Origin of the sequence: Alistipes finegoldii DSM 17242 (assembly GCF_000265365.1) — a bacterium.
GTDB lineage: Bacteria > Bacteroidota > Bacteroidia > Bacteroidales > Rikenellaceae > Alistipes > Alistipes finegoldii.
Genome location: NC_018011.1, coordinates 2,019,694 through 2,033,456, shown reverse-complemented (window position 1 = coordinate 2,033,456; position 13,763 = coordinate 2,019,694). Strand labels below are relative to the sequence as shown.

At 45.6% G+C, this 13,763-nt stretch carries 11 protein-coding genes and 1 pseudogene; 4 read left to right on the top strand and 8 right to left on the bottom strand.

Annotated elements, in window-relative coordinates; all coding sequences use genetic code 11:
• Positions 1-267: 267 nt before the first annotated feature.
• The 4 genes and pseudogenes from mobB to ALFI_RS08875 all read right to left on the bottom strand — a co-directional run bounded on the left by mobB (position 268) and on the right by ALFI_RS08875 (position 3,546).
• A pseudogene (gene mobB, locus ALFI_RS17785) lies at positions 268-1,484 on the bottom strand (conjugal transfer protein MobB).
• A complete protein-coding gene (locus ALFI_RS08885) occupies positions 1,469-1,888 on the bottom strand; it encodes a plasmid mobilization protein (protein ID WP_014775548.1) in 420 nt (139 codons plus the stop codon). Before ALFI_RS08885 ends, mobB begins: the two are co-directional and overlap by 16 nt.
• A gap of 267 nt (positions 1,889-2,155) precedes the next feature.
• Positions 2,156-3,046, bottom strand: coding sequence for an IS3 family transposase (locus ALFI_RS08880; RefSeq protein ID WP_014775547.1), 891 nt, complete (start codon positions 3,044-3,046; stop codon positions 2,156-2,158).
• Positions 3,043-3,546 (bottom strand): hypothetical protein, encoded by a 504-nt coding sequence (locus ALFI_RS08875; RefSeq protein WP_244264956.1) that lies wholly within the window; start codon positions 3,544-3,546, stop codon positions 3,043-3,045. Before ALFI_RS08875 ends, ALFI_RS08880 begins: the two co-directional genes overlap by 4 nt.
• Positions 3,547-3,731: 185 nt before the next feature.
• On the opposite strand from ALFI_RS08875, the gene ALFI_RS08870 reads away from it, so the two are divergent.
• Positions 3,732-4,250 (top strand): DUF3408 domain-containing protein, encoded by a 519-nt coding sequence (locus tag ALFI_RS08870; RefSeq protein WP_009596716.1) that lies wholly within the window; start codon positions 3,732-3,734, stop codon positions 4,248-4,250.
• Positions 4,251-4,697: 447 nt separating this feature from the next.
• Here ALFI_RS08870 and ALFI_RS08865 read toward each other — a convergent pair whose 3' ends face one another.
• The 4 genes from ALFI_RS08865 to ALFI_RS16565 form a co-directional block, all read right to left on the bottom strand.
• Positions 4,698-5,705, bottom strand: a complete 1,008-nt coding sequence (locus tag ALFI_RS08865) for an IS110 family RNA-guided transposase (protein WP_014774945.1) — start codon at positions 5,703-5,705, stop codon at positions 4,698-4,700.
• Between the two features lie 426 nt (positions 5,706-6,131).
• Positions 6,132-9,173: a type I restriction endonuclease subunit R gene (locus tag ALFI_RS08860; protein ID WP_014775545.1), complete on the bottom strand. Its 3,042-nt coding sequence runs from the start codon at positions 9,171-9,173 to the stop codon at positions 6,132-6,134.
• A 7-nt stretch (positions 9,174-9,180) separates the two neighbouring features.
• Positions 9,181-10,464 carry an FRG domain-containing protein gene (locus ALFI_RS08855; RefSeq protein ID WP_014775544.1) on the bottom strand — a complete coding sequence of 428 codons (1,284 nt, stop codon included), beginning with the start codon at positions 10,462-10,464 and terminating at the stop codon, positions 9,181-9,183.
• 77 nt (positions 10,465-10,541) lie between these two features.
• Complete coding sequence (locus ALFI_RS16565; protein ID WP_232045663.1) at positions 10,542-11,072, bottom strand: restriction endonuclease subunit S domain-containing protein; 531 nt, start codon at positions 11,070-11,072, stop codon at positions 10,542-10,544.
• A 196-nt stretch (positions 11,073-11,268) separates the two neighbouring features.
• On the opposite strand from ALFI_RS16565, the gene xerA reads away from it, so the two are divergent.
• Genes xerA through ALFI_RS08845 form a run of 3 tightly spaced genes read left to right on the top strand, consistent with a single transcriptional unit; the run spans position 11,269 to position 13,760 of the window.
• Positions 11,269-12,261, top strand: coding sequence for a site-specific tyrosine recombinase/integron integrase (gene xerA, locus ALFI_RS08850; RefSeq protein WP_014775543.1), 993 nt, complete (start codon positions 11,269-11,271; stop codon positions 12,259-12,261).
• A gap of 2 nt (positions 12,262-12,263) precedes the next feature.
• Positions 12,264-12,503, top strand: a complete 240-nt coding sequence (locus tag ALFI_RS16920; protein ID WP_155835651.1) for a hypothetical protein — start codon at positions 12,264-12,266, stop codon at positions 12,501-12,503.
• Positions 12,504-12,554: 51 nt separating this feature from the next.
• Positions 12,555-13,760, top strand: a complete 1,206-nt coding sequence (locus ALFI_RS08845) for an IS256 family transposase (RefSeq protein WP_009316578.1) — start codon at positions 12,555-12,557, stop codon at positions 13,758-13,760.
• Positions 13,761-13,763: the final 3 nt, after the last annotated feature.

The window sequence follows — 13,763 nt, the reverse complement described above, 5'->3', positions numbered from 1 at the left end:
AGGGTTACAAAAATAATTTCGGCAGAGTCGGCCGCCAAGACGAACAACGCATTAACATGATCTAATTCAACACAATACACAATTTCTAAGCAAAAGTCAACGAGGTAACGCTTTGGACACCGAAACCTCGTTTACAATTACGTTTTTTACTCTATAAGCGATATACTTCTTATCTGAAAAGCAACATAATGTCCTATGAATCAAACATCTTCCCACCCGCGAAAGATCCTTCGTACAGTAAGTATCAGTCTTCATATCAAAAAAATGTCACCTCCTCTTTCGAAATCGTTGCATCTGCCGCTGCTGTTCTTCATAGGCCTGCGTGTCGGTCAGGTCCAATAGCGTATCGACAATGCCAGAAATAGGATTGGCGATATGGTTTTGTATTTCGTGTTACGGTGCTGTGTGTTGTTCTGGAACCTGCTTGTCGTTTTTCGGTGCCGGATAGAGTTCATTGAAAACATTTGCCGAAAACTCTTTTCCCAGTACCGACCTGCGGGCAACGATGCCGTCGTTATGGTCAATGAAAGTCACACCATAGATTCTGCCGACCGGGTTAATGCGGAAAATCGTGTCGATATTCTCCGCTTTGAGCAGTCGCCGGAACTCGTCCCGTGTATTGTGTGGGCTCATGGCGTCTTTGACTGTTTGCCGAAGTCGGTCGAGCGTTCCGTCCTGCTTCAGCGCACTCTTCGACCGCTCGTAATACTTTTGAAGAGCCTTGTAGCCGACATCCCGGCCGATACGGCTCGATTTAAACGGAGTACCGATGCCATAGCCGTCATCGGTCAGGGCCCGTAGATCACTCCGGCATAATCCCTGCCGTCGATGGTTCCCGTACGTTCTTCAACTGAGACATTGAAACGTTCCAGCAGGGTGCGAAACTCTCCGTAGGACGAACATTTGTAATTGCACAAGCACGACCGCACGACGGACGATATCTGCTGTTTGACATTGCCCTCTTTATAGTTTACTTTGCGCAAGCCGAGCCTGTCTGCTTGTTCCTCGCCTTTGATACTCGGATGCAGACCGTATTTCCGCTCCAAATCACGCAGAATTTCCATCGAGCGCCGGGCCTCGAAATCGTGCGGGAGTTTGCGGCCCTGCTCATCGACCCGCAGCGACACGATATGGAGATGCTCTCTGGAAATGTCCTTGTGCTTGAAAACGATATAGGGCTGTTCGCCGTAACCCATGCGCTCCATGTACTCGCGGGCAATGTCCCGGAGCCGTTCGTCTGTCAGTCTGTCTTCCGGCGAAGGATTCAGCGAGACATGGAAGACCGTATTGGTCGTCCTTCTGTTAGCTTCGAGGTAGGGCCGGAAGCTCTCCATGCAGGCATCGATATCCATTCGCCCGTGTTTATTGAAGGGTTCGAGCATCTTCTGCCAGAGGAGCACTTCGGCCTCATTCTTATCCACTTTCTCCTTGTTGTAGTACAAGGCTCCGCCGGGCGAGGAGCCCGATCTTATATTCGCAACCATTCCTTAGCCTGTTTTGCGAGGTTGAGAATCTCGATACTCAGGGCTTTCAGCTCGCGGGTCCGTTGCTCCAATGCAGCGATCTGATGCGGGATAGCAACGTTGGAAAAGTGCGAATTGACAGCCTTTACAATCTGGTTGTAGTTGTTCGCAAGTTTCTGGAATTGGAAATAAAAATCATTCAGCCGGGCGACGAATTGCGTCTTCGACGGATCGCGTTTGATGACGACAAACTCCTCGGCAAAGAGCCTTTTGACGATAAAACGGCTACGGTTATGCTCCAATCCTGCCTCACAAAGCATCTGCTTAAAGCGGATATTCTCTTCGGTGGTGAGTTTGAAATTATACCTGTGGACTCTGGGATCTGTCGTTGTCGGGCGTCCGATCCTCTTTTTCGTGGTTGTCATCAAGCTGGTAGTTTAAGTGGCGTGACTCGGGAACGCCACCCGGCCTCGCAGAGCGAGCACCTTTGTATGCCGAAAAATTTTTCGGCATACAAAGGTACAGCTCGCTGTTATCTGGCGATAACAAAATCCGCGGCGGAAAATTTTTTGTGAAAACTTTGAAAAGCCTCCGAGGGCGGGTCTTTCCCGGTGCAATATTACAACCGTCTGGAGATGTCCCGTCCTGAAAAAGGTTTACAGTGATTGATAATTAAAGATAAGCATTTTGGTTCAAAAAATATTGTCCTGATATAAGTTTACATATGCCTTCCGAACAACCGTCTTTCGGCCCCAATGATGTTTGAGTTTCCCGGTTCTAAGTTCCGCTTCCAAGGGCGTAAGCCAATCGCAGCTGGCATGAGGTCTGAATGAATTATAAAGGATAACGATCTCATCGATGCGTTCTTTTGCTGCCTGAAAACTTTCAAAACATTCCTCGTCGATCCATTCGCTCTTCAGAATACCGTTCACCCGTTCGGCAACGGCATTCTCATACGGATCGCCCTTTTCAGTCATGCTGATGCGAATCCCATTATCGGTCAGCAATTTCACATATTCTTTCGAACAATATTGGCATCCTCTGTCCGAATGATGGATTAACCCTTGCCGTTTTTGCTGCGGAGTCTGGTCTATGGCCATCCTCAGTGCACGGAGCGCTCCGTCCCGTTCCAATGTCGTATTCAGATTATAGCCTACGATCCGTTTGGAATAGGCATCCGTTATCAAAGCCAGATATGCAAATCCTTCTTTCAAAGAAATGTACGTAATATCTCCGACCCATAAACGATGCGGCCGCTCGAGGTCGAAACCCCGGATCAGATTCGGATATTTACGCATCCAGTGCCGCGAGCAGGTCGTAACGCTGTATTTCTTCCGACGTTTGACCAGAAGATTGTTTTCCGAAAGCAGCGTAAATAACCGATCCCGACTGACCGGAAATCCGTCTTGTTGCAGCAAATGCCACAGTTTACGACCGCCGAGCCTGGGCATCAGTTTCCGGTAGTAACCCACCCGCTCCAAAAGAAGGGTGTCGGACAAAGATCCTTCCCTATTACGCCGTAAATGTTTATAATAGGCCTGACGGGTATAGCCGAACAACCCGCACAGAAACGACAGGCTCATTGCTGTGTGTCTTTCTTTGAGACGCTGGACTGTCCGGCTGCGGATTTTTTTAGCAGGTCGATACCGTATTCTTCTTGGAGGATATCTCCCATGATCTCATAGCCTTCCAGACGTAATAAAGCCTCTTCCAAGCGCCGCCGAAGGGCTTTGTTCTCGGATAATAATTCACTGGCTTCTTCACTCGTAACGCGGGACATGATCGGATAAGGATTAGGGGTACTCACAAAGCTACAACTATTTTTCGCTTTCCACCGCTGACCCATCTTATGAATCGTAGACATGGGAATACCATGTTCTTCGGAGAGTTGGCGAGCCGTCTTGACTCCGCTCAAATACTCCTGTAAAATCAGATGACGCAACTGACGCGGTAAATAATGACGTGATAAGTCTGAATTCGTTGTTTGCTGCATAAGATTTACTCTTTTCTGTAAACCTTTTTCAGGACGGGACAGCGCCAAAACAAACCCTCGGTACGGACTGGAGCGGTCTGGAGCGGACATCGGAACCGAGGTATTTCACCCAGTTGTATCTTGCAGCATGAAAGGTCGATTTTCTTATTGCGTTCATTATCCCGATATAAACTGCATGAAATAGAAAACGGTATTTTGAATGGTTTAACCCAATAAACCAGACATACATACTCTATGCTCGTATGGCTGACAATCAATCTCAAAAACGTTGCACCATGGATTCATTAAAGGAAAAAGACAACCCCGCACCCAATCCTGCTAAGCGTCCCCGTATCGAAGTCGACGAGGAACTGATGCGTCAGATGATCGCCGGACAAGCCCCTTTGGACTCGGAAGTCGTCCGCAGGATTCCCGAGCCGGAAGAGGAAGATACGAACGCTCTTGAGGAAAACACATCGGAAACGGTATCCGGAGCATCGGCACCGACTGCTGAGAAAACAGGCATAGACTCCACTGCGAGTACCGTAAAAGAACATTCCGGTTTCCGTCGGAAAAAGCTCACGCTACCGGATTTTGAACGCACGTTCTTCGCTCCGGTGGATTGCCGCAACCGCTCTGCGATCTATGTCAGTACCCGAACCAAGCACAAAGTATCGGAAATACTCCACCTGTTAGGGAATGAGAGTACAAGGCTTACGGCCTTGGTCGACAATATGCTGCGATTTGTCATGGACATTTACAGCGGTGAGCTGAATTATCTCCACGAGAAGAAGAACAACAGACGACCGTTTTGAACAGACAATGCGAATTATAACGGACAGCTGAACGAAACGTCGGGAGCGGTTGTTATGCCTATTGGGGTATATGACGTGCGTGTCGTGGATTATGGCTATTGGAGGGGCAGTCCGCAGGGTAGCGTCCGGGCCGCAGAAAGCCGCCTATTCCGACGGTAGAATTCTAAGATAAAACCAAATAAAAGCTGCAAAAAGTTTCATGCCCGGAAATTGTCATTTTTTGTCGTAGCGTTTAGCAAAATGATTCTGGCTATGGGATGCAAGGCCGCGAAGCGCTTGTATAGCCTTGCATCCCATAGTCAGAATCGTTAATTTGCGGAGTACGGAAATGACAATACATTAATTATGAGTAGGTTCGGCCCCAATTAGACGGACTGTTCCGACAATAAGATTTTGAGATTTTGAATGATCTCAAAATCTTATCGAATGGCAGATATGTATGCCGGATTATATCTGCAACGCTACATATGGTGTTCCACGCCTTACGACGGCAAAGCATCTGGCGGCGATTTTGGCCCTCACAGCATTCAGGACGCTGAATTTATGTTTACCTTCAGCCACTTTGCGTTCGTAATATGCCTTTAGTTGCGGATCACACCTGATGGCAATCAGTGCACTGCGGTTCAGTTGTACTTTAATGTCTCGATTCGCCATGCTCGATGTGTGGCATCCCCCGCGAACGCTTGTGCCGGAGCTATGTTCGAACGGAGCCAGCCCGCAATAGCAGGCAAACTTGCGGTGGTCTGTGATTTTGGTGAAATTAAGCGTCGAACAGAGCATCACAATGGCCGTGATCGGCCCTACACCTTTGATGCTGGTCAGCAGCTTGTAGTTCCGGCAAATGTTGCTGTCGGCGGCTATCAGTTCCTTCATTTCCCGTTCGATGGTTTTCATATGAGTTTCTGCATACGCGATCTCCTCCTGGAGCATGGAACGTTGAATAGATACATCCGCGAATTTCTCTTTGTAGTCTAATTTTTCGAGCAACACCAGTTTCGCTACACGTTGTTTTGCCAGATGAGCCCTTAAGATCAGCCATGTGCGCAACTGACACAGTTCCTTCTCTGCCGGCAGATAAAGGGCTATCTTCCGATAGTGAGTGATCGCATACTCGGCGATACGCCGGGCATCCACTCTGTCTGTTTTGCCACGGGCAATACCCATCGAATACTTGATTACCAACGGCGAGATCAGTGAAAAATTGAAATTCAGCGTCCTGTCGGAAGCACAAACCGCCATCTCGGATATGTAGCTCCCCATATCCTCGGCGCAGAAAATCACATCGTCGAGCCGAATACCATGCCGCTTCTCAACCCAGTGCAGACACGAGCAGATCCCTTTTCGGGAGTTGGCGAATTTGCGGTGAGCCATCTCGTTTGCATCCTCGAAGGCGACCAAAGACGCATCGAAAGTCTCTTTCGACACATCCAGACCCACATAATACAAATAGTGCATAACTTGTTAGTTTTGTGAGAGTCGTATGCTATCACATGTACCAGGTCTTCAAACCTACAATTCTAAACAGCCATTCTCTCTGGTTAATGGAGTCGCAGTCCAAATCTACCGCCAAGCCTCAAAGCTTACGACAAGCCCCGGTTCACTGCGACTCCATATCGAAATTACCTGTGATTACATCACGCTGCAAATCTACATGCGACCAGCAAAACGCCGGGGATGGAAATCCGCAAGGCTCGCCCCTCGGGCGATTCGCATGGCCTTGCGGATTTTCATCTCCGGCATTTAATTCCCTGCCGGCGGAAAGAGATGACGATATTCCGGGATCGAGGGGAGCGTAACACAAAATTATGGACACTGCCTATTACTATATCTTGCAAAATCATTATACGACTGACTCTTCCAACTTACCCATAGCTATCTCATTCAATTATTTTCGTTCCACTTCTTACACTGCTCCATAATCGTATTCAAAGCATCTTCCTGCCCAGCAGGCGGATAATTATACTTTTTCAACAATCGTTTGACAATACGCCGCATTCCGGCACGAGCACTCTCCTTCATATTCCAGTCAATCGTCTTGTTTCGCCGAAGCGCATCTGTCAACTCTCGCGTAATAGCGACCAACTGATCGTTGGAATAGAAATCTTTTACAGCCTCAGGCTTGGTCAACGCATCATAAAAGGCAAGTTCTTCGCTGTTCAGATTAAGCGACTTGCCGGCCTTTTCGCCGTGAACGATCTCACGGGCTATTTTCAGCAGTTCTTCGATAACCTCTTCGTTCGTCAGCATCCCTTTCAAATAGCGGCTCATGGCATCGGCCAGAATTTCCGAAAACTTCTCGGCTCGTACCGTATTCGTTCGCTGATATAGTTGTACCTGCTCTGCAATCAACCTACGCAATAATTCTACGGCGAAGTTCCGTTCCTTCATCCGGGCAACCTCTTCCAGGAATTTCGAATCGAACAAAGAGAACTCCTCCTTGATATCGGAGAAAAGATTAATTACCCCTTCGCTCTTGATACTCTGCTTGAGCAATTCATTAATACGCCCGTTAATCTCACGGAACGAAATCTTGCCCTTGGCTTCCACGCGCGTCAGTAATGTGCGAACCGCCTCAAAATAGGCAGCTTCGATACGTTGCTCATAATTCAGTAAACTCTGACAAAGCGACAATGCCTGCCGCAGCAGCAGCGCCTCTTTGATATAGAGTTTTTTCGTTTCCATCCGCTCGGGGGACTGCATGAAATCGACACCTCCGCTGATGGCTTTCGCCCGCTCCAAATCAGACTTACCGAAGAAAGCACCATAATCGAATCCATACATCAGATCACGGCAAACGTCCAGTTTCTTCTGAAACTCCGGATAGGCGGTTTTAGCCACATCCGTATCACCATAATTTTTGCGGTCACGGTATGTATAATCGTTCATCGCCGTCTTCAACGCCGAAGCGATACCCACATAATCCACAACCAAACCACCTTGTTTATCCCCAAACACACGATTCACACGAGCAATAGCCTGCATTAGATTGTGTCCGGACATCGGTTTATAGACATACATCGTCGAAAGCGAAGGTACGTCGAAACCCGTAAGCCACATATCAACTACGATGACGATTTTCAACGAGCTATCGTTGTCTTTGAACCGCTTCTCCAACTCTTTCTTGTGGGAATCATTTCCAATAATCGCCCGCCAGTCTTCCGGATCTTTATTACCGGAAGTCATCACAACAGCCAGCTTGTCACTCCACACCGGACGCATTTCGAGAATCCGACGGTAAATCTTGATCGCTATTGGCCGCGAATAGGCTACTATCATCGCCTTACCCGTCTGCTCGTATTGCCGGAATTCCTCATAGTGTTTTACGATGTCCTCGCACAATGATGCCACCGTCGCGTCAGCTCCAAGGATCGAGTCGAGCCGCCCCAATTCACGCTTGCTTTTCTCAATGACATACTCTTCCGCCTCCTCAGCCATCGCATCATACTCCGCATCAATACGCCGCAAGGACTGCTCGTCGAGTTTCAGATTGATTACACGGCTCTCGTAAAATACCGGCCGTGTCGCACCGTCCTCCACCGACTGCGTCATATCGTACACGTCGATGTAATCTCCAAACACTTCGCGTGTCGACCGATCTTTTTGCGAAATAGGCGTTCCGGTAAACCCGATATAGGTAGCATTCGGCAACGCATTACGCACCAGACGCGCCGCGCCGATTACAACTTTGGCTTGCGTTACCCCGTCAGCATCCGTAACCATCCTGACCCTCTCCTCCAATCCGTATTGACTGCGATGCGCCTCGTCGGCCATAACAACTATATTTCGTCGCGTCGAAAGAGGTTCTTCGCTCTCTTCGAATTTCTGCATCGTCGAGAAAAAGATACCGTTCGCTTCGCGTCCCGCCAATAATTCCCGAAGATGAGCCCGACTTTCGGCCTGCACGGGTGTCTGACGCAAAAAATCCCTGCAACAAGCGAACTGCCGGTACAACTGACCGTCCAAATCGTTACGGTCTGTCAGCACGACGATAGTCGGCGACGACATCGCCTGCTGCAACTGCTTGGCGAAAAAGACCATCGACAATGACTTTCCGCTGCCCTGCGTATGCCAAAACACGCCACCCCGACCATCTGTCTCAGCTGCTTTAACCGTCGAAAGCACAGCCTTGTGTACGGCATAAAACTGATGATAGGCACTTAATATCTTAATATCCTGTTTACCGTCTTTCGAATAACAAACAAAATTCCGCAACAATTCAACAAACCGCGTTTTTTCGAACATTCCCGCGAAAAGCACATCGAAATTCGCGCTATGGGTATCTTCATAACTCCCATCTACCGTTTTCCACTGCATAAAACGGTCTTCACCCGCTGTGATCGTCCCCGCCTTAGTCATCGCCTGATCGCTCATCACACAAAAAGCGTTATAGATAAAGAGTGACGGAATCTCCTGCATATAGTTACGCAATTGTGCATAAGCTTCCGACACGTCTGTATTCTCACGCGATGGCGATTTGAGTTCGACCACCACCAGCGGCAATCCATTGACAAATACGATCATATCCGCACGCCTTACCGAGTGCCCATCGACCGTCCATTGATTAGCGATCGTAAACCGATTATGTAACGGTGAATCGTAATCGACAAGCCGGACATTTGCGGAACATTGCTCGCGGCCATCGAAATAATTGACAGCTACGCCATTTTGCAAATAATCCGTGAACAATTCATTCTTCTGTACCAACGTTCCGCCCTCATAGGTCCGAATTTTCACCATAGCTTCGTCAATAGCGGCCTGTGGCAGTCCACGATTGATCTGCGGCAACACAGCCTCCAGCACCTCCACGTAAAGCGGTTCTGCATAGTCGCGCATTACATTGGGACCGTACACATAATCATAGCCTAATTGCTCTCGAAACAACTCGAGAATAGCGTTTTCAAAATCATCTTCGGTGAAGTGCATATAATTGTTATTTTTTCACATACAAGTTAACAAGTTGTGATACCATATTACGCGCAGATTGCGTTGCGACATCAGAACTAATAGATTGTAAAGACAGGCTTCGTTTGATTTTACGCCTCAAATCACTAATGGTCGCTTCCTTATTGGCCCAATCTATATATTCGGTTTGCCGTGTAATAATTCGAAGAACATTCTGTTTTATAGCATCATCTGAAATATATTGTGATATGATATCATAAATAGCCTTATCAACTAACTCTTCTCTCACTACGGATTCAGCTATCTCAACACTTTCCTTAGATTCTTCAGCTTTTATTGCATCAAAATCTATCTTTTCAAAAGATGAAGCGCTTCTGACATTAGATTTACACATACTATATTTGATATATGCCATCTGATGCTCCAACTCCGGAAATAAAGCCCCTTGGTTTATATTGTAGAAATTCAATTCTTCTAAAAGGCTTTCCTTGCTTCCGGCCGGTATGATTATCCTTTCGCTCGCAAACTGGCTATTTAAAGAACAACTGCTCTTCTCGATCCGACTGGCGCCGTAATCAGATTTATTGAGTTGAATATTAATGCTACCAGAAAGCAAAAAAGCTCCGCTCTGCCGAATCAAACGTTCATTGTTGAATGTCGATATAACAAAGTAAGCATTTTGCATCACCTTTGCCAGTTCCTCAAAATCCTCGGCTTGTTTTATTTGACTGCGTAGTCCTAATTTCTCGACCAATTGATGCAATACAATATCTCCGCTGAAATCCATTTCCGCGATTCGGGCCAACAGATCAATATCATCTGAATTATGCTTATGTCCATAAGCCCGTCTATAATAAACAGCCCCATCGACATCATATTCATTATCAAATGAATGATCGGAGTCGACATCAATAGTATCAGATTCTTTATAATTCTTGTCGTAGTTTTCTTTATCTTCACATTTCGCACACGCAAAATACAACGCGACTAAAGGATTTAGCGTTACATCCAACATTCTGGTTGGCAGTCCATAATGTTGTAATTTTGTCAGTCGTTCAAATGCACTTCGGCCGCCAAATTCAAAAGGAGCACGAGCACAAGCCTCGGATATAATATCGGATTCAATCGTCAGGTTATTCTCTCTAAATAAACACGGGCGCACATCCCAATTTTTATTGGATTGGCCCCTGAAAAAGAATCGCTCATTGCTACCTTCATTGGCAGCTTGCAACTGAGAAATATATGCAACATATTCCGACAATGTATTGACGATTACATTGCCATTTGAATCAATATTAAGATCTAATTCCATTAGAAATCCCAGTTTAATACAAATATAACAAAAATAGAAATTACAATAGTAACTTTGATAAATGATAATTTAGCAAGCTAATCGAGGGAAACCTCCTCAACGGAGATCTCACCGGACATGAGTTTGGGTAGAAGGGTATCGCGGAGAGATGATAATTTCCTATTTTCAATTCGACAAGTAACCATTCTATTAAAGATGGGAGAAAATAACTTATCTAAATTAACCAAAGCCTGCTTACTTGGGATTTTTACTTTTGATATTTCTAAATCACATCGTTTGATATGCCCCATAGTAACCGCTTTGTCTTTCGCAATGCGAATAAATTTATTCAAATGATGCTTTGTCCAATAAAAAACAAACCATTGAGGATACTTTGCCGAAGATACCTTAAATAAATGTTGGTTGAGCCCACATTTTCCACCACACCAAATATCTACAAGTAGGGTTCCTGACCAAGAAAATATAATGGTTCCATCAGAAATTATATATTCAGGTTTTATTAAAGATGAGCAACGATCACTGTTGGTGTCACATTGTCCTTGTCCAAGTTCTTTAATCTTTAAAACTGGCAATCCTGCCTCATTAGGCATCGCTGGATATTTTTGCATAGCCAATCCATTAAGGTATTGGGCAATGTCAGTCAAAACCCCGTCTTGCCATTCTCCTAAATTCTCTGTATTTTGAATAAAGTAATGATTAAACAGCGCTTTGGCCTGCTCCTCTAAATTATCATTTATCGGTTATCTTTGTGTGTATTTCAATGGACTGCGTAACTTTATCAATTTCAATAATACAAACGCAGCCATGAAAGAAAAACTAATTGACGAAATTAAAACCGCGATGCGTACCGTCATTACGGCAGATCAAATGAGCATCTTATGTAACGTGCTGAATCGCACATTGCAAAATATTGTCATCGCAGAAAAGCTTCCGGATAGCGAAGCGCGAGTCAAGGCTAATTCTCAACTGCAAACGCTATTTATATCAGCCAAACGCGTCGAGGGATGCTCTGAGAAAACATTAAAATATTATGCTTCGACTATTGAATATATGTTACGGCAGATCGACAAGAATATCGTCGATATAACAACGACCGATCTACGATGTTATCTTGCATCATACCAATCGAATAACCAATCGTCAAAAGTTACCATAGACAATATCCGCAGAATTTTCTCAAGCTTTTTCGCATGGCTCGAAGACGAAGATTATATTCTTAAAAGCCCGGTGAGACGCATCCATAAAGTTAAAACCGGCTCTTTAATTAAAGAGGTGCTATCCGATGAAAATCTTGAAATTTTGCGTGACAACTGCACCCATATACGAGATCTGGCAATCATAGACATGCTATCGTCTACCGGTATCCGCGTCGGCGAACTGGTAAAAATTAATCGAGAAGATATAGACTTTCACGAACGCGAGTGCGTCGTTTTCGGTAAAGGCAACAAAGAACGGGAAGTCTATTTCAACGCCCGCACAAAAATTCATCTGAAACAATACCTCGAAAGCCGGACAGATGACAATCCGGCACTCTTCGTATCCATTGCCAAGCCGCATAATCGGCTTAAAATTAGCGGAGTAGAGTTACGTCTCCGCCAACTCGGCCGCAAAGTTTCGATTCACAAAGTTCATCCGCATAAATTCCGCCGAACACTTGCTACAATGGCCATTGATAAAGGGATGCCGGTCGAACAGGTACAAAAGCTATTGGGGCACGTCAAAATCGACACGACAATGCACTATGCAATGGTTAATCAAAGCAATGTCAAAATCTCACATCGGAAATATATAAATTAGGTATGACACGAGTAACCTGCAAAATAAAGGATGTAATATCAGAAGTCAAAAGTGGTGATTGGGGCAAAGGCTCCCCCACAGAGAACTATACAACAGAAGTATTATGTGTGAGAGGGGCTGACATTCCCGAACTTTGCAAAGGCAATGTCGGCAAAATGCCACAACGTTTTATCCATAATAAAAAAGCGACATCAAAGATTTTATCTGCTAATAATTTAATAATTGAAATATCGAGAGTGTAAAATAAACTGTGTCAGGCTATAATAATAATAGTTTAACACAGTTTTTATAATATGGCCAATTTGGAAATAGACTACAAGAAAGCAGCCCAGCAGCTGCGTAGCGGTGAAGCACTCTTCGGTAAAGACGGAGCTTTGGCTCCTATGCTAGAACGTATCCTAAACGCAGCCTTAGAAGGTGAGATGGATGCTCACCTTAATAGCGTTGACTGCAGTTCTGGCAATCGTCGTAACGGCAAGATGAGCAAGACCGTACAGACAAAGTATGGAGAGGTGATAGTCGAAACCCCTCGTGACCGTGACGGTTCTTTTAAACCGGAGACAGTTAAGAAACGTGAGACAATTCTTGCTGAAGGTATGGCAGATCAAATCATCAACATGTATGCTCTTGGTACAAGCACTCGTGATATAAGCAAGTACTTTGAGCGTGAGTTTAACACAACCCTTTCAGCAGAAACCATCAGTGCTATAACCGACCGAGTTATTCCCGAAATAACAGCCTGGAAGTCCCGTATGCTTGACCCCGTCTATGCCATTTGCTGGCTTGACGCCATTCACTACAAGGTAAAAGACGATAAGGGTCGTGCAGTCACTCGTGCAATATACAATGTCCTAGGTGTAAACAAGTCTGGTCACAAGGATCTTCTTGGTATGTATATATCTGAGAGTGAGGGTGCTAACTTCTGGCTTGATGTTATGACCGACCTTCAGAACCGTGGTGTACGTGATATTCTGATTTGTTGCGTAGACGGTCTTAAGGGATTCCCTGATGCCATCCAAAGTGTATTCCCGGAAACCTCCGTTCAGCTATGTGTAGTCCACCAAATCCGTAACTCAATCAAGTATGTAGGAAGCAAGCATCAGAAAGAGTTTCTGAAGGATCTCAAGACCGTATATGGTGCTGTAAGCAAGGATTCTGCATTAGCACAGCTTGACATGGTTGATGAAAAATGGGGTGAGATGTACCCCATAGTAATCAAATCCTGGCGCGACAACTGGGAGCGTCTTACGGAATATTTTCAGTATACTCCTGCAATCCGCAAACTTATCTACACAACCAATACGGTTGAGGGCTATCATCGTCAGGTGCGTAAAGTAACGAAGAACAAAGGTGTGTTCCCGTCAGACACCGCACTTGAAAAGCTTGTGTATCTTGCCTATCGAGACATTAGTGGGAAATGGACTATGCCACTGTCTAATTGGGCACTGATATCACAGCAACTTGCCATAAAATTTGGTGATAGGTTCAAGATTATGTAACTT

Bases quoted from the DNA above. Each gene is read 5' to 3' on its own strand.
- ALFI_RS08885 (WP_014775548.1), bottom strand. From the start codon at position 1,888: ATGACAACCACGAAAAAGAGGATCGGACGCCCGACAACGACAGATCCC.
- ALFI_RS08880 (WP_014775547.1), bottom strand. From the start codon at position 3,046: ATGAGCCTGTCGTTTCTGTGCGGGTTGTTCGGCTATACCCGTCAGGCC.
- ALFI_RS08875 (WP_244264956.1), bottom strand. From the start codon at position 3,546: ATGTCCGCTCCAGACCGCTCCAGTCCGTACCGAGGGTTTGTTTTGGCG.
- ALFI_RS08870 (WP_009596716.1), top strand. From the start codon at position 3,732: ATGGATTCATTAAAGGAAAAAGACAACCCCGCACCCAATCCTGCTAAG.
- ALFI_RS08865 (WP_014774945.1), bottom strand. From the start codon at position 5,705: ATGCACTATTTGTATTATGTGGGTCTGGATGTGTCGAAAGAGACTTTC.
- ALFI_RS08860 (WP_014775545.1), bottom strand. From the start codon at position 9,173: ATGCACTTCACCGAAGATGATTTTGAAAACGCTATTCTCGAGTTGTTT.
- ALFI_RS08855 (WP_014775544.1), bottom strand. From the start codon at position 10,464: ATGGAATTAGATCTTAATATTGATTCAAATGGCAATGTAATCGTCAAT.
- ALFI_RS16565 (WP_232045663.1), bottom strand. From the start codon at position 11,072: ATGCAAAAATATCCAGCGATGCCTAATGAGGCAGGATTGCCAGTTTTA.
- xerA (WP_014775543.1), top strand. From the start codon at position 11,269: ATGAAAGAAAAACTAATTGACGAAATTAAAACCGCGATGCGTACCGTC.
- ALFI_RS16920 (WP_155835651.1), top strand. From the start codon at position 12,264: ATGACACGAGTAACCTGCAAAATAAAGGATGTAATATCAGAAGTCAAA.
- ALFI_RS08845 (WP_009316578.1), top strand. From the start codon at position 12,555: ATGGCCAATTTGGAAATAGACTACAAGAAAGCAGCCCAGCAGCTGCGT.